Below are 24,276 nucleotides of genomic sequence, written 5' to 3'. Positions count from 1 at the left end.
GAAAGTCCGGGACTGATCTCCGGAAATCACGATATATTATGGTAAAAGATTTATTCGAAAGAATCCAGAACAATAAAGGGCCGTTGGGAAAATGGGCTTCACAGGCCGAAGGTTATTATGTTTTTCCTAAACTTGAAGGCGATTTAGGCCCGAGAATGATGTTTCACGGAAAAGAAATTCTAAACTGGAGCATTAATGATTATTTAGGTTTGGCAAACCATCCTGAAGTACGCAAAGCAGATACGGAAGCGGCAGCACAATATGGCGCGGCATATCCGATGGGTGCAAGAATGATGAGCGGGCAAACCGATTTTCACGAGCAGCTGGAAAAAGAACTGGCTGAATTCGTAATGAAAGAATCGGCTTATTTGCTGAATTTCGGATACCAGGGCATGGTTTCTACGATCGACGCTTTGGTGACTAAAAACGATATTATTGTTTATGATGTCGATTCGCACGCCTGTATTATCGACGGTGTTCGCCTGCACATGGGAAAACGCTTTACTTACCGACACAATGATCTGGAAAGTATGGAAAAAAACCTGCAGCGTGCTACAAAAATGGCCGAAGAAACCGGCGGCGGGATTTTATTCATTACCGAAGGTGTTTTCGGAATGCGCGGACAGCAGGGAAAATTGAAGGAAATCGTTGAATTCAAGAAAAAATACAATTTCAGGTTGCTCGTTGACGATGCACACGGTTTTGGTACGCTTGGAAAAACGGGTGCCGGGGCGGGCGAGGAGCAAGGTGTTCAGGATCAGATCGATGTATATTTCTCTACGTTTGCCAAATCAATGGCGAATATTGGCGCTTTCATCGCTGCAGATAAAGACATTATTGATTATTTAAAATACAATTTGCGTTCGCAGATGTTTGCAAAATCACTTCCGATGATTCAGACAATCGGTTCATTGAAGCGTTTGCAGATGTTGCGTTCAATGCCGGAATTGAAAGATAAATTGTGGGAAAACGTGAATGCTTTGCAAAACGGATTGCGCAATAAAGGATTTAATATTGGCGACACCAACACTTGTGTAACGCCGGTGTACCTCGAAGGAAGCGTTCCCGAAGCAATGGTCATGGTGAATGATTTGCGTGAGAATTACGGGATTTTCCTTTCGATCGTGATTTATCCGGTGATTCCGAAAGGGATTATTTTATTGCGTATGATTCCGACCGCTTCGCATACTTTGGCAGATATTGACCAGACGCTTGCGGCATTTGAGATCATCCGTGAGAAATTGGTCAACGGAACTTATAAAAAAATAGCCGACGCGACGACAGTTGATATGGATGCTGTTTAGTTACTGGACAATTGACAATTAATAACGAAACCGCTTCAGAAATGAGTCGGTTTTGTTTTTTATTAACGCATTGTTTAGCGAAAAAGGCTAACTTTATCCAACAACACTAAACCTTTAATGATGAAAAATAAGATTTTAATTGCCGGATTTTGTGGCGCATTGGCTTTTAGCTGCAATAAAAAGGCAGAAACCGAAGCCAAAGAAACCATTGCGCCCGACGTAGAAGCGCCGGCAGTAGTTGCCGTTGAAAAAGAATGTTACGAGTTCGTGAAAAATAAAGATACGGTTACGCTTTCGCTGACCAGAAATGAAAACGATGCCAGCGGTTCACTCACTTTCAACTGGTTTGAAAAAGACGACAGCAACGGGATTTTTAAAGGCATGTTTAAAGGCGATACGCTGGTTGCAGATTATACGTTTCAAGCCGAAGGAACAAGTTCTGTGCGGGAAATGGTTTTTCTTAAAAAAGGCGATGTCTTTTATCCGGGTTACGGAGAAATGGTTGAAAAAGAAAACAAGCAGGTTTTTAAAGATCCCAAAAGCATTAAGTTTGATGATGCGGTAAAGATTGCCAGAACGGCTTGCAGGTAATATAAAAGCTCCATTTTTTGATGGAGCTTTTTATTTATAGATCTTTAATATAGGTACAACGTCGCTTGTGAATCACCGGGTTGAAGTTTTTCCATAGATTGTGGATCGCATGGTTTTCTTCAAGTTCCGGCGTGCGGATGCAGTTCGTGATTCCCTTATCTGTAAAAACGTCAAAATACTTTCGCATGATAATCGCTGTAACGCCTTTATTCTGATAATCGGGTGAAATGCCAATCAGGTAAAACAATACTTCTTTGCTGTTTCTTTTGGCACTCAGCAGATGCAAAAAACCGAAAGGGAAAAGTTTGCCTTTAATTTTCTGCAACGCTTCTGAAAATGAAGGCATGACAATACTAAAAGCAACCATATTGTCGTCTTTGTCTACAACAAACATGATATATTCGGGATTGATGAAGTTGATGTATTTCTTTTTAAAATATTCTTTCTGACGTTCTGAAACAGCTACAAATGAAGACAGTTTTGCATAACTGGCATTGAATAAATCAAACATCTGATCGACATACGGCATTAGTTTTTTGGTTGAATCAAACGTCAACAACCGCAATCCGTATCTTCTTCTTACGAGTTCATCCGCCTTTAAAAATGGCTCGACACTTACATCCGAAAAGGAAAACCGGCTTTCAATAAATTCTTTTTCTTTTACAAAACCAAGTTTTTCGAAATGCTCCACATAATAAGCGAGATTGTACCACGTAATCATTGTTCCGATCTGGTCAAAGCCTTCCGTAAGTACGCCAACTTTATCCAAATTGGAAAATCCCATCGGGCCTTCTACATTTTTTAAGTTGTGTTTTTTTCCGAGTTCGTACACCTTTTCAAGAAGTGCTTTGGTCACTTCAATGTCGTTGATGACATCAAACCACCCAAAACGGACTTTTTTCTTATCCTGATCATTCACTTCAGACCAATTGATAATTGCGGCAACGCGACCAGCGATTTTTCCGTCTTTGTATGCCAGATAAAAATAAGCTTCGGCATGGTCAAATGCCGGATTTTTTGTTTTGTCAAACGATTCGAGTTCGTCGCTGATAATGGGCGGAATCCAATTCGGATTGTCTTTATATAAGGTGAAAGGAAATTTGACAAAATCGGTCATTTCCTTTTTTGAAACCGCTTCTTTAATTGTAATCATATTAATTTGCTTTTTCGCCTTCTTCAACGCCATCAATGCGTTTTTTCTCTTTTTCTTTTTTCTTGTCTTTTTCCGATTTCTCTTTGCCTTTTTCATCTTTCGGAAGTCGGATCATGACTTCTTCATAATTGGCGTCAAATCGCCAGGATAAACCTATTGCGCCCATTAATAAGGATGGCGTAGTCTTAAAATTGGTTCCAACCGAAGCGTCGATCTGGATGTTTTGCTTCAGTAAAAATGCTGCGCCGCCACGTCCTACAACATCTGAATAATAATCGCCGCTGTAACCCTGGCATTCTAAAAACCCGGACCATCTTGGGCTGAAACCTCTGGTTAAGGTTACGATGAAGTCGAGTGATTCGCGTTTGGAGCTAAATTTATCCATAATGACATTTCCAACCAACACATATCTCCCAAGTTGGTTTTGCGTCAGCAATGCAAATTTAGGCGTTAACTTATTGTCTTTTAAAAAATAACCGCGGTCAAAAACGCCATCTGAAAGGTCGACATTAAAACCGGCATAAACGCCGACTGCGGGAATAAATTGCCTCCAGCTAAACTTGTGGTTGGCATTCCAGCTGTATAAATTTGGTTTCCTGTTGATGTATTTTTTAGTTGGATCATATATCAGATATTTTGCCCCGAGTGTCATTTGCTTAAAGCCGCTGTGTCTTTCATCGATCAGTGGCGCAGTGAAATTCTCCATTTGGTACTGGGCATCAAGGCTGAATTCGAGCTGTTCGAAAAAGGCACCATAACGTACCGAAAGATCGGTTCCGCCGCCAATGGCTTCATAACCCAGTAAATCATGCTCTTCCTTAAATCCGTAAAAGCCAAGTTCGGCCTGGATCACGGTTTTTCCGACAGAGAACGCCGCCATCGATTCGCCAGGTCTGTTCGAATTGATCACATCGGTAAATTGGGCATAATTGGCTGCTGTCGTGAGCAAAAAGAACAGCAATAGGGCACGTTTTGTAGCAAACATATTTTCTTTTTTTGAGTTGTAGGTATAACGGAATCCAAATGTACTATATTTTATTAAATGATTTATCGGGAAGTTTACCCCAATATGAAGTTACCTAAAGCACGATTTCAGCACTTCGTGAATCGTACATCTGAAATCCTAAAGTCATTTTTTATTATTTATTTAAGAGCGATTCCAATTGGAATTTGTTATTTTTGATAAAATTTTTCGATTTATGGAATTGGAAACGGCATCATTCAACGGTTTTATCAAAACGCTGCTTTACATGGTGGCATTCTATTACATATTCAGATTTCTGGCACGTATATTTTTCCCAATCCTTGTGAAGAAAGCAGTCGAAAAAGCAGGTGAGCAGTTTCAGCAACAGCAACAAAGCCAGTATCAGCCAAACCAAAATTATCAATCAAACCCAAAAGACGAAATCATTTACAATACACCAAAATCAGACAAGCCGCACGAAACTAAAAAAGTCGGCGAATATGTAGATTACGAAGAAATTGATTAAAAGCATACGATTAAAAGCAATTCAGTCCTGATAGTTTCAGGACTATTTTTTTTTAACTATTTTTGGATTCTAATTTACGGAATACGTTTCAAATGAAAAGACTCAATAAGTTTTATCCCCATTTTTTAGCCGTTGCAGGCTTCATTTTAGTTTCCCTTATTTATTTTTATCCGGTGCTGCAAGGCAAAAAAATCTTTCAGTCAGACATTGCGCAATTTACCGGAATGGCAAAGGAGCAAAACGATTTTCGCGCTGCAAACCACACAGAACCTTATTGGACGAATTCGGCTTTTGGCGGAATGCCAACGTACCAGCTTGGCGCCAATTATCCGCACGATTACATAGGTAAATTAGACGATATGCTGCGGTTTTTGCCGCGTCCTGCAGACTACCTTTTCTTATATTTCCTCGGATTTTATGCGTTGATGCTGGTTTTAAAAGCCGATCCGCTGAAAGCATTTTTCGGAGCGCTCGCTTTCGGTTTTTCGACGTATCTGATTATTATTCTTGGCGTAGGCCACAATGCAAAAGCGCATGCGATTGCATATATGCCGCTCGTTGTTGCCGGTGTTTTACTGGTTTTCAAACGAAAATACGTTGCCGGCGGATTGCTGACAATGGTTGCCGCCGCGCTTGAAATAAATGCGAACCACTTTCAGATGACGTACTATCTGTTGTTTTTGCTTTTGGCAATTACCATTTATTATTGCTACAAGTACATCTCAGAAAAATCATTCCGGCAATTGTTGTATGCTTTTGGCGTATTTGCCGTGGCCGGAATTCTGGCGATCGGTGTCAATGCTGCGAATTTACTGGCGACTTCAGAATATGCAAATGACAGCATCCGCGGAAAAAGCGAACTGACTTACAATCCCGACGGCACGACCAATACGACCAAATCTGCGATGGATTATGATTATATTACAGAATACAGTTACGGAATTGCCGAAAGCCTAAACCTGATCGCGCCACGTCTTTTTGGAGGTGGGAACGGTGAAGACCTTGGCCCGGACAGCGCGATGTATGAACTGATGATTAACAACAATGTTCCCGAACACGATGCGCGCGAAGGCGTAAAGCAGCTTCCTGTATATTGGGGCGACCAGCCAATCGTGGAAGCACCGGCTTATATTGGCGCTGTGGTTTTTTTCTTCTGCATATTGGCATTGTTCAACGACCAGAGAAAACTCAAATATGCCTTTCTCGCCGGGGCGATTTTATCGTTGTTTTTATCGTGGGGAAAAAACTTTCCGGAACTGACGAACTTCTTTATAGACCATGTTCCGATGTATGATAAATTCCGTGCAGTTTCCTCGATTCAGGTGATTTTGGAATTGTGCATTCCGGTGCTTGCGATCATGGGATTGCAATCGTTTTTTAAATCGGATTCACAAACACAATTAAAATCATTATACAAATCGGCAGGAACTTTTTTCGGAATTATACTGGTTTTATTCTTATTCAAATCGCAATTCACATTCGCCGGAATGCACGACGATATGATGCTGAAACAATATGGGCCGCAATTTATTGAAGCGTTGAAAAGTGACCGTAAAACGTTGTATTCAGCCGATTTGGCGCGTTCTGCTTTTTTAGTTTTGATCTGTACCGGAATGTTGTGGCTGGTCTTAAAAAATAAACTGGCGCAAAATACAGCGATCATCATTATCGGAATTGTAATGGTTGCCGACTTGTTTTTCGTAGATAAAAAATACGTCAATGCCGAGGATTTTGTTAGCGCGAGCCAGGTTGATATTCCGTTTGAAGCTTCTGCTGCAGACCAGCAAATCCTTCAGGACAAATCTGATTTCAGGGTCTATGATATTCAGGGCAGGTTGCAGGGAAAATCGTCTTATTTCCATAAAACCGTTGGCGGATACAGTGCGGTTCGCCCAAGAAGATTCGAGGAATTGTTCAAATACCAGATCGATAAAGACCTTCCGGCTGTCGTGCAATCGACGAATGAAAAAACGCTGACATTTACAAAAAACAGCCCGGTTTTAGACTTGTTGAATGTAAAATATGTGATCATTCCTGTCGAAAGCGGCGAAGTGCCGTTGGTCAATCCGTATGCAAATGGCAATGCGTGGTTTGTGAGTAGTTTGAAAACGGTCGCTTCCGCAGATGATGAAATGAAATCGCTTGACAAAATCGATAGTAAAAACACCGCAGTGGTCAACACGAAAGAGTTCCCGAATTTGAATTTGCCTCAAACGCTTGCGAAAGATTCGACAGCAAACATTGTGCTAAAATCATACAATTCAAACACCTTGAAATACGAATCGGATAATGTGAATGCGGGTGTTGCCGTGTTCTCTGAAATGTATTATAAAAAAGGCTGGAATGCTTTTATCGATGGTAAAAAAGCCGACCATTTCCGTGCCGATTACGTCCTTCGCGCGATGCAAGTTCCGGCAGGAAAACACACGATTGAATTCAAATTTGAACCTGAAGTCGTAAAAACCGGAGGCGCAATTGCACTTGCAAGTTCAGTTGGAATGCTGTTTTTAATTGCTGGCGGATTGTATTTTGAAAGAAGAAAATACTGGTATAAAGACCAGAAATAAGTTCTGAAATTTTGCAGGAATAAATTTTTCCAAATGAAAAAAGTACTGATCATTACGTATTATTTTCCTCCAGCAGGCGGTCCGGGCGTGCAACGCTGGCTTAAATTTGTAAAATACTTACCCGATTTCGGGTTTCAGCCGGTGGTTTACATTCCCGAAAATCCTACGTATCCGATTGTAGATGAAGCTTTGGTCAGCGAGATTTCCGATAAGGCAATTATCATCAGGAAAAAAATACTGGAGCCTTATGGATTGGCGTCGGTATTTTCAAAAAATAAAACCAAAAAAATCAGCTCCGGAATTATTCCCGGAAAGAAAAAACAATCGTTTTTGGAAAAGCTTTTTTTATGGATCCGCGGCAATCTTTTTATTCCAGATGCACGCGTGTTGTGGGTGAAACCTTCTGTACAATTTCTTGAAAAATACATTGCCGAAAATAATATTGAAATGATCATTACTTCCGGGCCACCGCACAGTTTGCATTTGATCGGATTGCAATTGAAACAAAAAATAAAAGTCAACTGGATCGCAGATTTCCGTGATCCGTGGACGACAATCGGTTATCATAAATCACTACGTTTATCCGATTCGGCAGCGAAAAAACACAAAAAATTAGAAAGCGAAGTTTTGAATACGGCCGACCGGATTTTGGTCACGAGCAAAACGACAAAAACCGAATTTCAGGCACTAACTCCACAACCGATCGACGTCATTACCAATGGTTATGATGTGGAGAATATTATAAAACCAACATTGGATTTCAAATTTTCCCTGGCGCACATCGGTTCGTTTTTATCGGACAGAAATCCGCGGATTTTATGGAAAGCATTGCAGGAACTCATCAAAGAAAACCCAGATTTTTCCAGGGATTTTGAACTGAAATTGATTGGCGCGGTCAGCAAAGAAATCCTCGATGCGATTGCCGAATTCAAGCTCGACAAATACGTCAATAATCTGGGTTATGTTTCCCACAAAGAAGCGATTGCACACCAAAGAAGATCGCAGGTTTTGCTGCTGATTGAAATCAATTCAGACGAAACCAAAAGTATTATTCCCGGAAAATTATTCGAATACATGGTTTCTGAGCGCCCGATTGTGGCGATTGGCCCGCAGGATTCTGACTTCGCCGAAATCATTACGTCAACGAATACGGGCGTTTTCTTTACATATGATGAAAAAGAAAAACTAAAGGCACAGATTCTCGATTACTACAACCAATTTTTAGAAAGCAAATTGCGTTCCCATCCAATCGGTTTGCAGCAATATTCCCGAAAAAACCTGACTTCGGAACTCGCAAAAATCCTAAATACAATCTAATGGGTATTGTTCAGAGCCAGTCGATCAAAAATACGATCATTACGTTCTTCGGATTTGGGATAGGCGCGGTCAATGCACTTTTTCTATACACGAATTTTCTTGGCAAACTGCATTATGGGGTGGTCGCTTATGTACTTTCGGCGGCGAATATCTTGATGCCGCTGATGGCTTTTGGCGTACACAATACTTTAATTCGTTTTTATGCACATTGCAAAGATGAGAAAGAACGCGAGGAATTTTTGACGTTTATGCTGGTGATGCCGCTGGCATTTATCATTCCGCTTTTGGGGATTATTTTTTTCTTTGAACAGCCAATTTCCGATTTTCTGGCAAAGGAAAACCCGATGCTGCGGTCGTTTTTATGGCTGATTCCGGTTGTTGGGTTTTGCATGGGTTATTTTGAGATTTTTTATGCATGGGTGAAAGTCCACATGCAATCTGTGTTTGGGAATTTTATTAGTGAAGTCGTCGTTCGCGTGACGATCATGGTGTTGCTTTTTGCGGTTTATTTCGGATGGATTTCTAAAACGGCCTTTGTTTATGCCGTCGCTGTTGCGTATTTGTTGCAGCTTGTTGCGATGCAGATTTACGCCGTTTACGTGAAAATGCCGGTGTTTCGGTTTGTGGTTCCGCACAATGTGAAATCAATTTTTGGGTATTCGATGTTCATTATTTTGTCGGGAAGTGTGGCTGTGATGTTATTGGATTTTGACAAAGTGATGATTCCGGCCTATAGAAATATCAGCGACAATGCGTTGTATTCGGTGGCGATTTTCATTGCGACGGTCATTGCCGTTCCAAGCCGCGCAATGACGCAGATCATTTATCCGATCACGGCCAAACTGATGGCGCAGGGAAAACACGATGAACTCAACGATCTGTATAAAAAAAGTGCCATCAATTTACAGGTGATCGGCGGATTGGTGATGTTGTACATTTTCCTGAATATCAAGGAAATGTACCATCTAATCCCGAAAGATTACAGCGGCGGAATTGCAGTGGTTTTTATGATTGGGCTGTCGAAGTTTTATGATGTGATTTTGGGAAACAACAACGCGATCATTTTCAATTCGAGGTATTACCGTTCGGTTTTACTGTTTGGATTGCTGCTGGTTTTTTTGATGATCGTGCTGAATATGGTTTTTATTCCGCTTTACGGCATTGAAGGTGCGGCTTTGGCGACTTTGCTTTCGGTTTTGGTTTACAATACGATTAAATTGTTGTTTGTGGTTCGGAATATGGATTTGTATCCGTTTACCAATAAAACGGTGCAGTCTTTCGGGATAATTTCGGTGTGTTTTGTGGTTTTTTACTTTTGGGATTTCCCGTTTCATCCGATCGTGAATATCGCTTTGAAATCGGGTTTGATCACGGTTTTTTATGTGGTAGCGAATTACAGACTGGCAGTTTCGGAAGAACTGAACGTGATCGTTAGAACGATGCTGAAACGTGTGAAAATGCCCTAGCCCTGATAGAAACGAAAATCCTTTTTATTTTGTGAGGTACGAATAAATAAAAAGATTGCTTCGCCAGTTCGCTTCGCTCGGGTGCAGTGGATAGCAGGAATAGCTCCTGAAAAAAAGAAGCTCCGAAGAAAAATTCTCCGGAGCTTCACAAAAACCAACAACCAATTTAACCCAACTTCTAATTATTTTCCTGCTTTGTAATACGTTTGATCGTCGTCCTGACTATCGTTGTTGTATCCATTTCCGTAACTGTACGCATTTGAATGTTCGTATTTTACATTTCCAATCATATTGATGATCTGGCCGTTTCTGTTGTATAAAATCCTTAGATTTCCAACTTGCGTGAGCGCGAAACGGTTGTAAGACATATATACGCTTCCGATTCTTTTGATCCTGTTGTTGCTGTCGTAATTCATGAAAACGTTTCCGATTCTTCTGATTCTTCCGGCGGCATCATGTTCGATCCTGGTTCCGGTTGGCGTTGCGTAAGTGTTGTTTCGCCTGCCGTTTTTATAAACGGTTCCTGAACCTGAGGTTTCTACGGTGTTGAAGTCGAATTCGCCATTTGGAAAAATGTAAAATTCGATTCCTCTTTCGGTAAACACGATTGGCTCGTCGGCGCTGAAACGTGTTTTTGTAAAACCATCAGAAAAATTGATTATTCCTGATGCGTTTGCGGTACCTGCGAAAGCAAAAAGTACAGCTGCTAAAAAAGTAATTTTTTTCATAATCAATGGTATTGGGATTTTGATGCCGGAACTTTTCCGGTTTGGTTTTGCGTTTCCAAGTAGCGTGCCAAAAAGTAATATTTAGTTAATGACTTTGATAAGTTTTTTCAGATTTGTTTTTAAACGATTATTTACCAGTGATTTATGTTATGAAAAAATTAACGTGGTCATTTTTTTAAATTTTTTTGAGATCTATTTTGATTTTGTACTTTTGGACGCAAATTGCCCCCAGAAATGAAATACAGATTATTCTTCTTATTGCTTTTGATCAGCAAATTGGCAACGGCACAGCCTACGCCGATGAACAGCCAGATGAAATATGATTCGGACAGCCGCATGTTTTATGTTTGGAATGAGGAAAAAGACGCTTACGACCTGCGTGACACCGAATTCGAAAATTCACTGATCAACATTCGTGAAATCGGTTCAAAAACCAATGGCTATATAGTAATCAGCCTGGTTGACGACGGAAAAGTGCGCACCTATCACGGTTCGATCATTTCGTATGTTGTTGATGAAAAAGGCATATCAACCTGGATCATGCGTTCGAAAACAGCACGTGGAAAACTCGTTTTAGACCCGGCGAAAAAGACTTTTACGTATTCTTATGAAAGCAATGAAAAGCGTTATGTCAAAATCTTTATCTTTAATATCAAATCTGAAGAAGCGGTAAATGATTAGATTTAAATGCCACGCATTATGAAAATTTTCGAAGTAAAAACGTTGTTCGTTTTTGGCTTTTTATGCTTGTTCAGTATGGGTCAAAGCCAAACGTTGTTCCTGCTTATGGTGCGATAGTCGAAAACTGCTCTCAGGAAAATATACTGAACAATCTTCGGGAATATGAACAATTGGGTGTGAAATACCGCGGAACAGAAGCATTGCAAAATACGCTGGAATGGCTTAAAAATAAATATTTGAGTTACGGTTATTCGACGAGCCAGATGCAGGAAGATTCTTATAGTTATTCAGGATCGACCTGCAAAAACCTGTCACTGACAAAAATTGGGACTTTATATCCGAATACATTCGTAATTGTCGACGGACATTATGATTCGGTTACCGGAACCGGAACGAACGATAACGGAAGCGGTGTCGTAACGATTTTAGAAATAGCACGTTTGCTGCAAAATCTACCGACAGCATATTCAATCAAATTCATCAATTTCAGCGGAGAAGAAGACGGTTTAAAAGGCAGCGCGGCTTATGTGGCCAATGTTGTCAATGCGACCATGCCAAAAATGGACATTCGCGTGTTGCTGAACATTGACGAAGTGGGCGGCGTTGCGGGGGAAACCAACAATACGATTACCTGCGAACGCGATACTAGCACGCCAACAGCGAATAATTCACAGTCGAATTCATATACGAACCAATTAATTGCCTGTTACGGATTGTATTCGCCGCTTGATACGTTTTTAGACCGTGCTTATACTTCAGATTATATGTCGTTTCAAAGCAATGGCGAAATTATTTGCGGGATTTTCGAGAAAAACGAAACGCCGTATAAACATACTTCCAACGATCTTTTGGTCAATATGGATCCGGTTTATGTTTGGAATGTGGCAAAAGGTGCAGTTGGCGCAACATTGCATTTTGCAAAAGGATCGACGGCAACTTTAAAAACTTCCGGTTTTGATTCGGATTTCCAGGTGCGCTTTTATCCGAATCCGACCAAAAATTCGCTGCATATCAACAAAGGCATTTTAAAATCTGTGAATTACACTTTTAAGTTGGTTGACATGAACGGGAAAATCGCGCTTCAAAAATCATTTGCTAATTCAAAACTGATTGAAAATGTCTTTGTTTCCGATCTGCCGAAAGGCATTTACCTTGCGGTGATCAAAACATCCGATAAAGAAGTCACGAAGAAGATCATTATCGATTGATTACAATTTCTCTTTCAGGTATTTCACAGTAACCGAAGCTTTGTTTTTTACGATTTCCTCAGGCGTTCCGACAGCTAAAATCTTTCCGCCATTTTCGCCGCCTTCCGGCCCAAGATCGATAATGTAATCGGCGCATTTGATCAGGTCAAGATTGTGCTCAATTACGATAATCGAATGGCCTTTGTCGATCAATGCATCAAATGAAGCCAGCAATTTTTTGATGTCGTGGAAATGCAATCCTGTCGTTGGTTCGTCAAAAACAAACAATGCTTTCTCTTTGGTGACGCCTTTTACAAGGAACGATGCGAGTTTGATTCTTTGCGCTTCGCCGCCCGAAAGGGTAGAAGACGATTGCCCCAATTGCACATATCCTAGTCCGACATCCTGCAATGGCTGCAATTTCTGCATGATCTTCGTTTGCTTTGCAGCAGAAAAGAATGCGACCGCATCATCGATCGTCATCGTTAAAATGTCATCGATGTTTTTGCCTTCAAAGTAAATTTCGAGGATTTCTTTTTTGAACCGTTTTCCGTTACAGGTGTCGCAAGGCAGTTGGACATCGGCCATAAAAACCATTTCAACATTGATAGAGCCTTCGCCTTTACAGGTTTCGCAGCGTCCGCCATCGACATTAAAAGAGAAATGCTTTGGTAAATAACCTCGGATTTTCGACAGTTTTTCTTTCGCAAACAAATCACGGATATCGTCATACGCTTTGATGTAAGTCACCGGATTGGAACGCGAACTTCTTCCGATCGGGTTCTGGTCGACATATTCAATGTGCTGGATTTTATGGTAATAGCCGCGCATGTCGGTAAATTGTCCGGCTTTTTCACCCACGCCTTCGATCTTTTTCTGCATTGCCGGAAACAGGATCTTTTTGACGAGCGTACTTTTTCCGCTTCCTGAAACGCCCGTGATCACAGTGAGAACTTCCAATGGAAATTTAACGTCAACGTTTTGCAGGTTGTTTTCACGCGCACCGAGGATTTCAATGTATTGACTCCATTTTCTGCGGCTTTTTGGGACTTTAATTTCCATTTCGCCATTCAGGTATTTCGCCGTTAGGGAATCGGACTTCAGGATTTCTTCAAATGTGCCCTGAGCGACGAGATTTCCGCCGTAAGTTCCGGCTTCGGGGCCAATGTCGATAATCATATCGGCCGCTTTCATGATGTCTTCGTCGTGTTCGACCACAATGACGGTATTTCCGAGATTGCGGAGTGAAATCAGGACATTGATCAGTCTTTCGGTATCTTTTGGATGCAATCCGATGCTTGGCTCATCGAGAATGTACATCGACCCTACCAAACTGCTTCCAAGAGAAGTGGCAAGGTTGATTCTTTGGGATTCTCCGCCTGAAAGTGAAGCAGAATTTCGGTTTAATGTTAAATAACTCAATCCGACTTCATCTAGAAAACGCAAGCGGTTGTTGATTTCGAGCAACAATCTTTTGGCAACTTTGGTGTCAAATTCGTTTAATTCGAGTGCTTTAAAAAAGGCGACAAGATTTTTAATTGGTAAATCAACAAGGTCAGAAATGGTTTTTCCACCAATTTTTACATAAGATGCTTCAATCCTGAGCCGTTTGCCTTTACACGAGTAACATTTCGTTTTTCCGCGGTAACGCGACAGCATCACACGGTTTTGGATCTTATAGTTTTTTTCTTCGAGCTCTTTGAAAAAGGCATTTAGGCCCTGAAAATATTCGTTTCCCGTCCATACGATTTCTTTTTGCTCATTCGACAATTCAAAATACGGCTTGTGGATCGGAAAATCAAATTTGTATGCATTTTTGACCAATTCTTCACGATACCAGCCCATGCTTTCACCGCGCCACGGATAAAGCGCGTTTTCATAAATCGATAAGGCGGTGTTTGGAATGACGAGTTCTTCATCGATACCGATGATATTTCCGTAACCTTCGCAAACCGGGCAGGCGCCGTATGGATTGTTGAAGCTGAACAAATGCACGTTCGGCTCGAGGAACGTAATGTCGTCTAATTCGAATTTATTGCTGTAAGAGTAGCGTTTTTCGGAATTTAGTTCCTGTAAATAACAAATGCCTTTTCCTTCAAAAAAAGCAGTTTGTATGGCATCTGAAAGGCGGTTGAAAAATTCTTCTTCGTCTTTTACAACAATCCTGTCAATGACCAGAAAAATATCTTTTTTCGGTAATTTCACAGATTCAAGTTCGTCCAGGCGAATCGTTTCACCTTTAACAAAAATCCTTGAAAAACCTTGTTGCAGCAGCACTTTTAGTTTTTCTTCGATGGATCTGTCTTTTTCAGGGTAAACTGGTGCAAGGAGCATCCATTTGCTATCCGGCTCAAAAGTTTTGACATCGTTGATGACATCGGAAACCGTATCTTTTTTGACTTCGCGGCCTGAAACCGGAGAAAAAGTCTTTCCAATTCTGGCATACAATAATTTCAGGTAGTCATAAATTTCGGTAGATGTTCCAACAGTCGAACGCGCATTGGTCGTATTGACTTTTTGCTCGATGGCTATTGCCGGCGCAATACCTTTGATGTATTCGACTTTCGGTTTGTCCAAACGGCCCAAAAACTGCCTGGCATACGAAGACAAACTTTCAACATAACGACGCTGGCCTTCGGCATATAAAGTATCAAAAGCCAAGGATGATTTCCCCGAACCTGAAAGTCCGGTAATGACTACAAGTTTGTTTCTTGGAATGGCAACATCGAGGTTTTTAAGGTTGTGTACCTGAGCGCCTTTGATGATGATGTTTTTTTTAGGTTCTAAAGTCGAAATATCTGTGGTTTTCATAGCAGGAAAATAATGTGTGCAAAGGTAATTAAATATCGGTATCCTTTAGGATAATGCAACCCTTCGCAGGGTTCATTTAGATTTATTTTAACATTCAGGTCTTATGTATAAATCATAAAAGGTCTTTTAAGATTTTAAAAGACATTTTATGTCAGATGAAGACTTGTTTTTACCTATACATTACCACAACGAAACCGTTGTATTTGAATTTTAATAAGAATATCATAAAAACAAAATTGACAAAAAAGCTTTGTATTTATTGCTATTTTCATACATTATTAAGTTAATAAATATCTTTTTGATTAATGTATAGTTTCTATATAATGCTGTTTTGAACCAAACGTTTAAAAATCAAATACTTTTAACAAACATTACTAACTTAAATCTTTATCATTATGAAAACAAAATTACATGCTGTTGCAATGCTTGCTGTTTGCATTTTTGCATTTGCGCCTCACAGCAATGCACAAACGACTGTTACTGTCGATGGCAGTGCAGCCTGGATAGGTTATGCCAATATTTTTGACAATGGTGCCTACCAATTTGGAAACGGTTGGGCATTGGCAGATTTGAAATCAGTAGTCGATCCTATTTCAGTCACGCTTTATCCGAATTTTAATACGTACAATGCTTCAGATCCTTACTGGTCGAATGGCGAACTGGGTAATAAAACCTTCGAAGGAAACACTTTCGTTGAAAATGCTGCACTTGCAGGCCAGACACTGACATTTACTGCTACAGTTGAGAGCAATTCCTTTGCTTCGGGTTATACGGTCATCGCATTTATAAAAGGACTGAACCCTGCAAATGGCTACTCTACAGATGTGCTTGTTACAACGCCGCTTGTCGCTGGGCAAACTTTCTCAATTACAGCTCCAAATATTCCTGCAGGTTTGCTGGTACAATACGGTTTTTCTGTTACTGGTTTAAATGGAAATCCAGCACATGCGGATGAACTTGGCAATGCAAGGGTAATTCCGGCAGCTTTAGCCGTGAGTCAATTTTCAAATGAAAACTTTGAAATTTTCCCGAACCCAGCATCGGATAACATCACAATCCAAGCGGCAAAAAATATTGAGAATATCGCTGTTTATAACATCTTAGGTCAGGAAATCATGTCAAGAAATCCATCGGCTTCTTTAGTAAATGTTAATATTTCAAACCTTCAAAACGGAATTTACATTGTAAAATCAACCATAGCCGGAAAAACCAAAACCACAAGAATTGTTAAGAATTGAATTAAGTTGAGTTAGTTAAAAAAGCACGTTTTTTAATGGAAACGTGCTTTTTTTGTTTGAAAAAATTGCAGTTGTTTTTGTAAATCAAATATCGCTACCTTTAGCTTCAAAATCATCTGTTACCAACGTCTTCACATGCAAAAAAAAATACGATTCTTATATACTTTTTCACTTTTCTTGACATTTTTTTTTGGATTTTCCCAGGAATTGCCGCCTATTGTAAGATACAGTCCGTCAACGTATGGAGCGGGAAATCAAAACTGGATGATGTCACAGGACGACAATCATTTTTTGTTTTTTGCCAATAATGAGGGATTGCTTGAATTTAACGGCTCGAACTGGACGTTGTATCCGTCTCCAAACGAAACCATTATCAGATCTGTAAAAGTAATCGAAAACAAGATATATACAGGTTGTTACATGGAATTTGGTTTTTGGAACAGGCAAACTAATGGGCAACTCAAATATACTTCTCTTAGCAAAACCATTAAAAATAAAATTCAGGACGACGAACAATTCTGGAATATCGTCAATTATGACCAATGGGTGATCTTTCAGTCGCTCGACAGGATTTATATTTACGATACGAAAACCGGGAAATTCAACATCATTGCCCCGAAAAATGGTGTGCTGAAATCTTTTCGAGCCAACAATTCGATCTATTTTCATACAATCAATGAAGGACTTTTTGAAATTGAAAATGGCAAAAGCAAACTGGTTTCAAATGACCCGATTTTAAAATTCAGTAAGATTGTCAACGTATTTTCGAGTGATGAAGGTTTGCTGATCCAAACGCAGCTCAGCGGATTCTACAAGTTGATCAACGGAAGTTTGTCCAAATTTGCTACCGAAGCCGAATCAGAACTTGCGGCGAGCAGCATTTACAGCAGCGAATTCTTATCTGACGGAAGTTACGCGCTTGGTACCGTTTCAAATGGCGTTTTCATCCTTACCAAAGACGGAAAAATTAAATACCATCTGACGCAAAACCGCGGCCTGAGCAACAATACAGCGCTTTCATTATTTGAAGATGCTGACAAAAATCTTTGGATCGGATTAGACAACGGCATCAATTGCATCAACTTGCAGTCGCCGGTAAAAAGTTTTTCTGATGACACGGGAAGCTTCGGAACCGTATATACTTCGTTGCTGCATAACGGCATTTTGTATATCGGGACCAACCAGGGATTGTTTTATAAAGGCTATGAAACCAGCCAGGAATTTAAATTCATTCCAGGGACAAAAGGGCAGGTTTGGTCGCTTTTTGAATATGAAAACACGATTTTTTGCGGCCATGATTCCGGAACATTCCTAGTAGAAAACGGCAGTGCCAGAAATATTTTCATGCAATCCGGAACCTGGAAATTTGAAACGATTCCAAACCATCCCGAATTGCTGCTGCAGGGAAATTATTATGGACTTTCAATTTTGCAGAAGATAGACGGACAATGGATTTTCCGCAATAAAATCTCTGGGTTCGATTATTCGTCCAAATATTTCGAAATTAACAATGCGCGCGAAATTTATGTCAGCCATGAATATAAAGGTGTTTTCAGGCTGCAATTGGATGCGCTATTTCAAAAAATGACGACTCATTTCATTACTTATACTTCTCCGAAAAAGGGAAAGAATGCAAGTTTGGCAAAATTCAATAATGTCATTTATTATGCCTGTAAAGACGGTATTTTTAAACTCGATGAGGCGACAAAACAATTTAAAAAGGATCAATTTTTAAGTGCTGTTTTTGAAAATGATGAATATACCTCAGGGAAGTTGATCATTGACAATTCGAATAAATTGTGGTTGTTTTCTAAGAGTTACATTCATTATTTTTCGCTGAGCAAACTCAGTAGTGAACTCAAGCAAAATGCAATTCCAATCCCGGCTTCACTGACCAATTCGATGCTTGGATATGAAAATATCACCCAATTGACAAACGCTATTTACCTCATCGGAACTACAGATGGTTACTACACGATCAACATCAACGACCTGAGTTTTAAGAATTATAGCGTGTCGATTTCGAAAATCAGCAGCAACAAACTGAATGAGAAATTTTCAAACAGGCCCATCTCTGAAGAAGGCGAGTTTCATTATGATGAAAATAACATTACGTTTACTTATACAGTTCCCGAATACAACAAGTACATCAGCGCCGAATACCAATATTTGCTCGAGGGAAATCAGGAACAATGGAGTGAATGGAGTGCGAAGCCAACGATAAATTTTAAAAATCTTCCTCCTGGGGATTATACGTTTAAAGTGCGTGCAAAAATCGCGAATTCAGCTCCCGAAAACACGGTTGCATATCATTTTAAAATCCTTAAACCTTGGTATGCCACGAATTTTGCGATATTGATTTACCTTATTTTACTATTGGTAGCGGCGCATTTTATCAATAAGGCTTATAAAAATTATTACCAGAAGCAGCGTGAAAAACTCATCGAAGAAAACAATCTTTTGCTGGAAATTAAGGAACTTGAGAATGAGCAGCAATTGATGAAACTCCGCAATGAACAATTGGCGCAGGATTTTGATGCGAAAAACAGGGAACTTGCCGTTTCTACGATGAGCCTGATCAAGAAAAATGAATTGCTCGCTTTGATTAAGGAAGACCTGAAGAAAAATTCAGATGATAGCAGTAAAAACATCAGATCGGTAATTACAACCATCAATAGAAACATCAGTGAAGAAGATACTTGGAATGTTTTCAAAGAAGCTTTTGACAACGCTGATAAAGATTTTCTGAAGAAAGTCAAATTCGCACATCCGTCACTTACACCAAATGATTTAAGGCTTTGTGCATACCTTAGACTAAACCTTTCATCAAAGGAAATTGCACCTTTATTAAACATTTCAGTACGAAGCGTGGAGATAAAACGATATCGTTTGCGTAAAAAAATGGATTTGTCGCATGAACAGGGACTTGTTGAGTACATTCTTTCAATATGATATTTTACAACATCGTCGTATATTACCTATACAACACCACAACAACAACGATATAAGCGCCTTTTTTAAGATTTTTTTCAGATTAACAAATTCTTAAGAAAACGTTATCGTTGCTGGCTTCATTTTATTCAATCGGAAAAATTTTTCATTATTTTTAAGATGTATGTTTTTTGTTGAGGTATTTATTAAATAATTCTTAAAAAACAGTTCTAATTTTAGGATTCACAAAAAACTAACTTATGAAATCAAATTATCTCTTAATTTATTTTCTGCTTCTGTCGGCTTTTGGGTTTGCCCAGAGTTATGATATCGGAGGCGTTGTAAATGAATCGACAAATCGATCTCCGATTCCTGGTGTCAATGTTCAGGTAAAAAACAGCACTTTAGGTACAACGACCGACTTTGATGGTAAATTCACCCTAAAGAATGTGCCTACAGGTTCCGTTCTGGAATTTAGCTATCTCGGATTCAAATCAACCCAATTCAAAGTTTCCGGGAGCAATCCATCAGTGGCAATCGATTTGCAGGAAGATGTACAATCGTTGGAACAGGTCGTGGTTATCGGATATGGCAGCCAAAGAAAAAAGGATGTTACCGGTGCTATTGGTTTGGTAAGTGGAACCACAATCGAAAAACTAAAGCCCATTAAAGCAGAACAAGCCTTAGTAGGAACGCTTGCAGGTGTCAACGTGACATCGCAATCAGGTGCGCCGGGAGCTGGATTAAACATCAGAATCCGAGGAATTGGTAGTAATAATGATAATTCGCCTCTCATCATTATTGATGGAAATATCAGTGATATAAGTCTCATCAACCCATCAGATATCGAGTCTATCACAGTTCTAAAAGATGCCCAAGCCGGTATTTACGGTGTACAAGGTGCAAATGGTGTTGTGATAATCAAAACAAAATCTGGAAAGAAAAACGGGGCAACTGCATTTTCATACAATACTTATGTTGGTATGCAGCAAACCACCAAAAAAATGAAATTGCTCAATGCTACCGAATATGCCCTACTTTTAAATGAAAGTTATGCAAACGGTGGGCAGGCATTGCCTTATCCAAATGTTTCTGGTCTTGGTAAGGGAACTGATTGGCAGGATCAGGTTTTTAATAATAGTGCACCAATCATTAGCCATGACTTTAGTGTTTCAGGCGGTTCTGATAAAATCACTTATAGCGTAAGCGGTTCCCATTTGTATCAAGAAGGAATTATTGGTGGGGACAAAGCAGATTTCAGAAGAAATAGTTTAACCATGGCTTTAACTGCTGACCTATCCAGTAAATTAAAATTGCAAACCAATGCCAGCTACATTTTTTTAAACAGGGATTCATTTAGCGAAGGCGCCATAGGATCGGTTTTATTTAATGCGATTAATATGCCGGCAGTGCTTAAGCCAAGGGATGAAAACAATAATTTTTCGCTGGTTCCCAGTACACCAGGCTTTGGTATTGAAGTCATTAATCCATTGGCTCAAATCGACAATACTTTTAACGATTATAATCTGAAAAAGATCTTTGGAAGCATTTCTTTGGACTATAATGTTTTTAAAGACCTTGTATTTACCGGAAGGGTTGGTTTTAATACTTCAAACTCTGAAAGTAGAAATTTCGCGAAAATGGTGAGTTATGGCGGTAAAGTTTTCGATGTTGGCCGAAGCCGCGTAGATCAAAATGCCATTAACGACAACCGCTATAATCTTGATTTGTATCTGACGTATAAAAAAATATTTGCCGAAAAACACAATTTCGCGTTTACTTTAGGTACTGCAAATAGCAAAGAATGGGGTAACGGATTGTATGCATCAGGTTATGATGTGCCTAATAATTCCTGGGAATTTGCCGATCTAGTACTTGCAACTGGCGTGAGTACAGGTGGCGCTCGCGACGTTAATTCTTATAATTATGATGAACGCCTGAATTCTTATTTCACAAGATTGCAGTATGATTTTGATGGAAAATATTTACTGTCAGCATTTGGACGCCGCGATTCTTCAACGAAATTTGGACCTGATAACACCGTAGCCTATTTTTATGGCGCTACAGCGGGTTGGGTTGCTACCAATGAAAACTTTTTGAAAGATTCTAATGTGCTGAACTTCCTGAAATTCCGCGGAAGTTATGGTATACTTGGTAATGATAAGATTGAGCAAAATAAGTATATCGGTTTGCTAAACGGAGAAGCTACTTATGTATTTGATAATGTTCTGGTAAACGGAACTGCAGTAGGCGGACTGCCGAATTATGCCGTAAAATGGGAACAAGCCAAGAAATTTGATGTGGGTATCGACCTGAAATTGTTCAATAATAAAGTAGATATCGTATCGGATTATTTTATCGAAACCAGATCAAATTTATTGATTACGGGGTTACAAGTATCTGGAATTGCAGGAGCTGCTGCACCAGGTAGCAGCCCGCCAGTAGTAAATGCGGGTGGAACAAGAAATAACGGATTTGAGTTTTCTGTTGGCTATACCGATAAAATAGGGAAGGACTTTAATTTTAACGTCAATTACAATGTGACGACAATTAAAAATGTTGTGACAGAGGTAAGGAGCGATGCCGGCTATCTTCAAGCTGGAAATTTCGGGATCGGGCAACAGCCAATCGCAAGAATGCAAGAAGGACAGCCTATCGGCTATTTCTACGGATTGCAAACCGACGGGATTTTTCAAAATGCAGCCGAAGTAAGCGCACATCCCTCACAAGCAGCTTTAGGCGCACCGGCGGCTCCCGGCGATATCAGGTACAAAGATATCAACGGCGATGGTGTGATTAATTTTGATGACCGTACGAAAGTGGGAAGCCCATTGCCAGACTGTACGATGGGATTAAACCTGAACCTAAGCTACAAAAGTGTTGATTTTGCCGTGTACACCTATGCTTCGTTAGGAAACGACATGGTGAGAAACTATGAAAGATCGGTTACCGATGTCAACAAATTGAATTATGTGCTCGACAGATGGACAGGCGAGGGAACAAGCAACACCGTGCCAAGGGTCACGACAGGTGCAACGGCTAACGACCTCTTTTCAGATTATTTTGTCGAAGATGCTTCATTTTACCGGATCCAGAATATCCAATTGGGCTATACCCTGAATCCAGAATTTACTAAAAAGGCTTTCATTACAAAATTAAGGCTTTATGCTTCCGTAAATAACGTGTATACTTTCACCAAATACAAAGGATTTGACCCTGCAGCGACCAGTGGAGCAGCGATTGGCGGAGGTATTGATTACGGTTTTTACCCAACGCCAAGAACGTACATGTTCGGTGTAAACCTTAACTTTTAATTTTAAACATCATGAAAAAATATATATTTAAGACAGTCGCTTTTGCAGCTGTATTCGGACTAATAAGCATTTCCTGCAGCGACGATTTTGTCGACAGGGAAGCACCATATACCATTGGTTCTGAGAATTATTTTAATTCCGAAGCCGAATACAACCAGGCACTTATCGGCGCTTACGATCTATTACATGCGAGCTATGTAAATGTTTTGCTTGGCGAAATTGCCTCAGACAACACGGCTTCCGGTGGTGGCAGCGCAACAGATGTCATCGGATTTCAGCAAATTGACGACATGACCCACACGCCTGTAAATCCAAACCTGAAAAATATCTGGGATTGGATGTTCGCCGGTGTACAGCGTGCCAACTATATCCTGGAATTTAAGGACAAAACAGATTTTCCGAATAAAAACCAGGTCATTGGGGAAACGCGTTTCCTCAGGGCTTATTTCCAATTCGAACTGGTCAAATGGTTTGGCCCGATCCCGATGAAAGGCGACAAAAGATTTCTTCCGATCGATGTCACTTTGATTCCAAGATCTCCGGTAAACGATGTTTATACATCTATTGAAGCAGACCTTCAGTTTGCCGTTGATAATCTATCCCCAAATGCAGAACAAACAGGCCGTGCAACTAAAGGCGCTGCTCAGGCGTTGCTTGGAAAAGTGTATCTGTACCATGAAAAATTCGCTGAATCAGCAGCTGTTTTTGAAGATTTGATTGGCAGCGGCAAATATTCACTGGTAGCGGATTACGGTTCGATTTTCGAAAATTTAGGCGAAAACGGCCCTGAATCGGTTTTCGAAATCCAATACAGCGAAGCACAAGGCGCCAGTTTTGACTGCCTTCAATGCAGCGAAGGAAATGTAGCTGTAGGATTTAGCGGCATCAGAAATTACAGTGGGCCAATGTTTTCTTCAGGTTACAGTTTCAATGTTCCGCAACAGGAAGTGGTAGACGCTTTCGAGCCTGGCGACAAAAGAAAAGATGTAGCGATACTCGATATTGTAGCCTGGGCTGCAGCCAATAACGCAACGTATGGCGTAGGCTACAAGCATACTGGCTTTTTCAACAAAAAATACCTTCCAAGAACCCGGACTACAGATGCGCCGGGCGATGTAAATCTTACAAATCCTAACAATTACAGGGCGATCCGATATGCAGATGTATTGTTAATGGCAGCTGAAGCCAACAGCCGAGGTGGAATCAGCGATGCAAAAGCCAGGGAATATCTCAATCAGGTACGCCGTCGCGCATTTGGTGACAACAGCCATGACATCACAGCCTCTGGACAACCGCTTATCAATTCGATCTGGACAGAAAGAAGGGTAGAGCTTGTTGGCGAAGGCCATCGATTTTTTGATTTGGTTCGTACAGGCAAAGGCACAGAAATCGACGGATTTGTTACAGGAAAAAATGAATTGTTTCCCGTCCCTATAGAGGAAATTCAGTTTGCAAACGGCAATTGGAAGCAAAATCCAGGATACTAATACACCAACAG

Annotated in this window: 16 protein-coding genes; 12 read left to right on the top strand and 4 right to left on the bottom strand. The window is 40.3% G+C overall.

Annotated features, from left to right (window positions below):
- Positions 1 to 38: 38 nt before the first annotated feature.
- Positions 39 to 1,304 (top strand): cysteate-C-fatty acyltransferase, encoded by a 1,266-nt coding sequence (locus tag BLS32_RS11195; protein ID WP_091395579.1) that lies wholly within the window; start codon positions 39 to 41, stop codon positions 1,302 to 1,304.
- Positions 1,305 to 1,424: 120 nt separating this feature from the next.
- The gene (locus tag BLS32_RS11190; RefSeq protein ID WP_091395576.1) at positions 1,425 to 1,895 is read left to right on the top strand and encodes a hypothetical protein; all 471 of its coding nucleotides are present in this window, start codon (positions 1,425 to 1,427) and stop codon (positions 1,893 to 1,895) included.
- A 34-nt stretch (positions 1,896 to 1,929) separates the two neighbouring features.
- Here BLS32_RS11190 and BLS32_RS11185 read toward each other — a convergent pair whose 3' ends face one another.
- Positions 1,930 to 3,048 (bottom strand): GNAT family N-acetyltransferase, encoded by a 1,119-nt coding sequence (locus BLS32_RS11185; RefSeq protein ID WP_091395572.1) that lies wholly within the window; start codon positions 3,046 to 3,048, stop codon positions 1,930 to 1,932.
- 1 nt (position 3,049) lies between these two features.
- Positions 3,050 to 4,033 (bottom strand): transporter, encoded by a 984-nt coding sequence (locus BLS32_RS11180; protein WP_091395569.1) that lies wholly within the window; start codon positions 4,031 to 4,033, stop codon positions 3,050 to 3,052.
- Between the two features lie 214 nt (positions 4,034 to 4,247).
- On the opposite strand from BLS32_RS11180, the gene BLS32_RS11175 reads away from it, so the two are divergent.
- From BLS32_RS11175 to BLS32_RS11160, 4 genes are all read left to right on the top strand, one after another.
- The gene (locus BLS32_RS11175) at positions 4,248 to 4,538 is read left to right on the top strand and encodes a DUF4834 family protein (RefSeq protein WP_091395564.1); all 291 of its coding nucleotides are present in this window, start codon (positions 4,248 to 4,250) and stop codon (positions 4,536 to 4,538) included.
- 92 nt (positions 4,539 to 4,630) lie between these two features.
- Positions 4,631 to 7,105 carry a YfhO family protein gene (locus BLS32_RS11170; protein ID WP_091395560.1) on the top strand — a complete coding sequence of 825 codons (2,475 nt, stop codon included), beginning with the start codon at positions 4,631 to 4,633 and terminating at the stop codon, positions 7,103 to 7,105.
- Between the two features lie 33 nt (positions 7,106 to 7,138).
- On the top strand, positions 7,139 to 8,422 hold the full coding sequence (locus BLS32_RS11165) for a glycosyltransferase family 4 protein (RefSeq protein ID WP_091395557.1): 1,284 nt from the start codon (positions 7,139 to 7,141) through the stop codon (positions 8,420 to 8,422).
- Positions 8,422 to 9,888 (top strand): oligosaccharide flippase family protein, encoded by a 1,467-nt coding sequence (locus BLS32_RS11160; protein ID WP_091395554.1) that lies wholly within the window; start codon positions 8,422 to 8,424, stop codon positions 9,886 to 9,888. Before BLS32_RS11165 ends, BLS32_RS11160 begins: the two co-directional genes overlap by 1 nt.
- Before the next feature lie 182 nt (positions 9,889 to 10,070).
- Here the strand turns inward: BLS32_RS11160 and BLS32_RS11155 are convergent, their stop codons facing one another.
- Positions 10,071 to 10,616 (bottom strand): hypothetical protein, encoded by a 546-nt coding sequence (locus BLS32_RS11155; protein WP_091395551.1) that lies wholly within the window; start codon positions 10,614 to 10,616, stop codon positions 10,071 to 10,073.
- A gap of 234 nt (positions 10,617 to 10,850) precedes the next feature.
- Between BLS32_RS11155 and BLS32_RS11150 the strand changes: the two genes are divergently transcribed.
- Together BLS32_RS11150 and BLS32_RS11145 are read left to right on the top strand one after the other, a co-directional pair.
- A complete protein-coding gene (locus BLS32_RS11150) occupies positions 10,851 to 11,297 on the top strand; it encodes a hypothetical protein (RefSeq protein WP_091395548.1) in 447 nt (148 codons plus the stop codon).
- A gap of 62 nt (positions 11,298 to 11,359) precedes the next feature.
- Complete coding sequence (locus BLS32_RS11145; RefSeq protein ID WP_091395544.1) at positions 11,360 to 12,505, top strand: M28 family peptidase; 1,146 nt, start codon at positions 11,360 to 11,362, stop codon at positions 12,503 to 12,505.
- Here BLS32_RS11145 and uvrA read toward each other — a convergent pair whose 3' ends face one another.
- Positions 12,506 to 15,295, bottom strand: a complete 2,790-nt coding sequence (gene uvrA, locus BLS32_RS11140; RefSeq protein ID WP_091395540.1) for an excinuclease ABC subunit UvrA — start codon at positions 15,293 to 15,295, stop codon at positions 12,506 to 12,508. It abuts the gene before it with no gap.
- 395 nt (positions 15,296 to 15,690) lie between these two features.
- Here uvrA and BLS32_RS11135 point away from each other — a divergent pair, with 395 nt between their 5' ends.
- The 4 genes from BLS32_RS11135 to BLS32_RS11120 all read left to right on the top strand — a co-directional run bounded on the left by BLS32_RS11135 (position 15,691) and on the right by BLS32_RS11120 (position 24,265).
- Positions 15,691 to 16,533, top strand: a complete 843-nt coding sequence (locus tag BLS32_RS11135; protein WP_091395537.1) for a T9SS type A sorting domain-containing protein — start codon at positions 15,691 to 15,693, stop codon at positions 16,531 to 16,533.
- Positions 16,534 to 16,668: 135 nt separating this feature from the next.
- Positions 16,669 to 19,485: a helix-turn-helix and ligand-binding sensor domain-containing protein gene (locus BLS32_RS11130; RefSeq protein ID WP_245699418.1), complete on the top strand. Its 2,817-nt coding sequence runs from the start codon at positions 16,669 to 16,671 to the stop codon at positions 19,483 to 19,485.
- Between the two features lie 239 nt (positions 19,486 to 19,724).
- Positions 19,725 to 22,778 (top strand): SusC/RagA family TonB-linked outer membrane protein, encoded by a 3,054-nt coding sequence (locus BLS32_RS11125; RefSeq protein WP_091395534.1) that lies wholly within the window; start codon positions 19,725 to 19,727, stop codon positions 22,776 to 22,778.
- Between the two features lie 11 nt (positions 22,779 to 22,789).
- A complete protein-coding gene (locus BLS32_RS11120; RefSeq protein WP_091395530.1) occupies positions 22,790 to 24,265 on the top strand; it encodes a RagB/SusD family nutrient uptake outer membrane protein in 1,476 nt (491 codons plus the stop codon).
- Positions 24,266 to 24,276 lie beyond the last annotated feature (11 nt).

The organism is Flavobacterium noncentrifugens, from assembly GCF_900100375.1.
GTDB lineage: Bacteria > Bacteroidota > Bacteroidia > Flavobacteriales > Flavobacteriaceae > Flavobacterium > Flavobacterium noncentrifugens.
Note: the sequence above shows the minus strand (reverse complement) of the source record. Positions and strands in the feature narration are given on the sequence as shown.

What these genes read in the sequence shown, in the direction of transcription:
- BLS32_RS11120 (WP_091395530.1), top strand. Translation starts at nt 22,790, where the DNA reads ATGAAAAAATATATATTTAAGACAGTCGCTTTTGCAGCTGTATTCGGA.
- BLS32_RS11195 (WP_091395579.1), top strand. Translation starts at nt 39, where the DNA reads ATGGTAAAAGATTTATTCGAAAGAATCCAGAACAATAAAGGGCCGTTG.
- BLS32_RS11160 (WP_091395554.1), top strand. Translation starts at nt 8,422, where the DNA reads ATGGGTATTGTTCAGAGCCAGTCGATCAAAAATACGATCATTACGTTC.
- uvrA (WP_091395540.1), bottom strand. Translation starts at nt 15,295, where the DNA reads ATGAAAACCACAGATATTTCGACTTTAGAACCTAAAAAAAACATCATC.
- BLS32_RS11125 (WP_091395534.1), top strand. Translation starts at nt 19,725, where the DNA reads ATGAAATCAAATTATCTCTTAATTTATTTTCTGCTTCTGTCGGCTTTT.
- BLS32_RS11155 (WP_091395551.1), bottom strand. Translation starts at nt 10,616, where the DNA reads ATGAAAAAAATTACTTTTTTAGCAGCTGTACTTTTTGCTTTCGCAGGT.
- BLS32_RS11190 (WP_091395576.1), top strand. Translation starts at nt 1,425, where the DNA reads ATGAAAAATAAGATTTTAATTGCCGGATTTTGTGGCGCATTGGCTTTT.
- BLS32_RS11185 (WP_091395572.1), bottom strand. Translation starts at nt 3,048, where the DNA reads ATGATTACAATTAAAGAAGCGGTTTCAAAAAAGGAAATGACCGATTTT.
- BLS32_RS11170 (WP_091395560.1), top strand. Translation starts at nt 4,631, where the DNA reads ATGAAAAGACTCAATAAGTTTTATCCCCATTTTTTAGCCGTTGCAGGC.
- BLS32_RS11135 (WP_091395537.1), top strand. Translation starts at nt 15,691, where the DNA reads ATGAAAACAAAATTACATGCTGTTGCAATGCTTGCTGTTTGCATTTTT.
- BLS32_RS11130 (WP_245699418.1), top strand. Translation starts at nt 16,669, where the DNA reads ATGCAAAAAAAAATACGATTCTTATATACTTTTTCACTTTTCTTGACA.
- BLS32_RS11175 (WP_091395564.1), top strand. Translation starts at nt 4,248, where the DNA reads ATGGAATTGGAAACGGCATCATTCAACGGTTTTATCAAAACGCTGCTT.
- BLS32_RS11180 (WP_091395569.1), bottom strand. Translation starts at nt 4,033, where the DNA reads ATGTTTGCTACAAAACGTGCCCTATTGCTGTTCTTTTTGCTCACGACA.
- BLS32_RS11145 (WP_091395544.1), top strand. Translation starts at nt 11,360, where the DNA reads ATGCTTGTTCAGTATGGGTCAAAGCCAAACGTTGTTCCTGCTTATGGT.
- BLS32_RS11150 (WP_091395548.1), top strand. Translation starts at nt 10,851, where the DNA reads ATGAAATACAGATTATTCTTCTTATTGCTTTTGATCAGCAAATTGGCA.
- BLS32_RS11165 (WP_091395557.1), top strand. Translation starts at nt 7,139, where the DNA reads ATGAAAAAAGTACTGATCATTACGTATTATTTTCCTCCAGCAGGCGGT.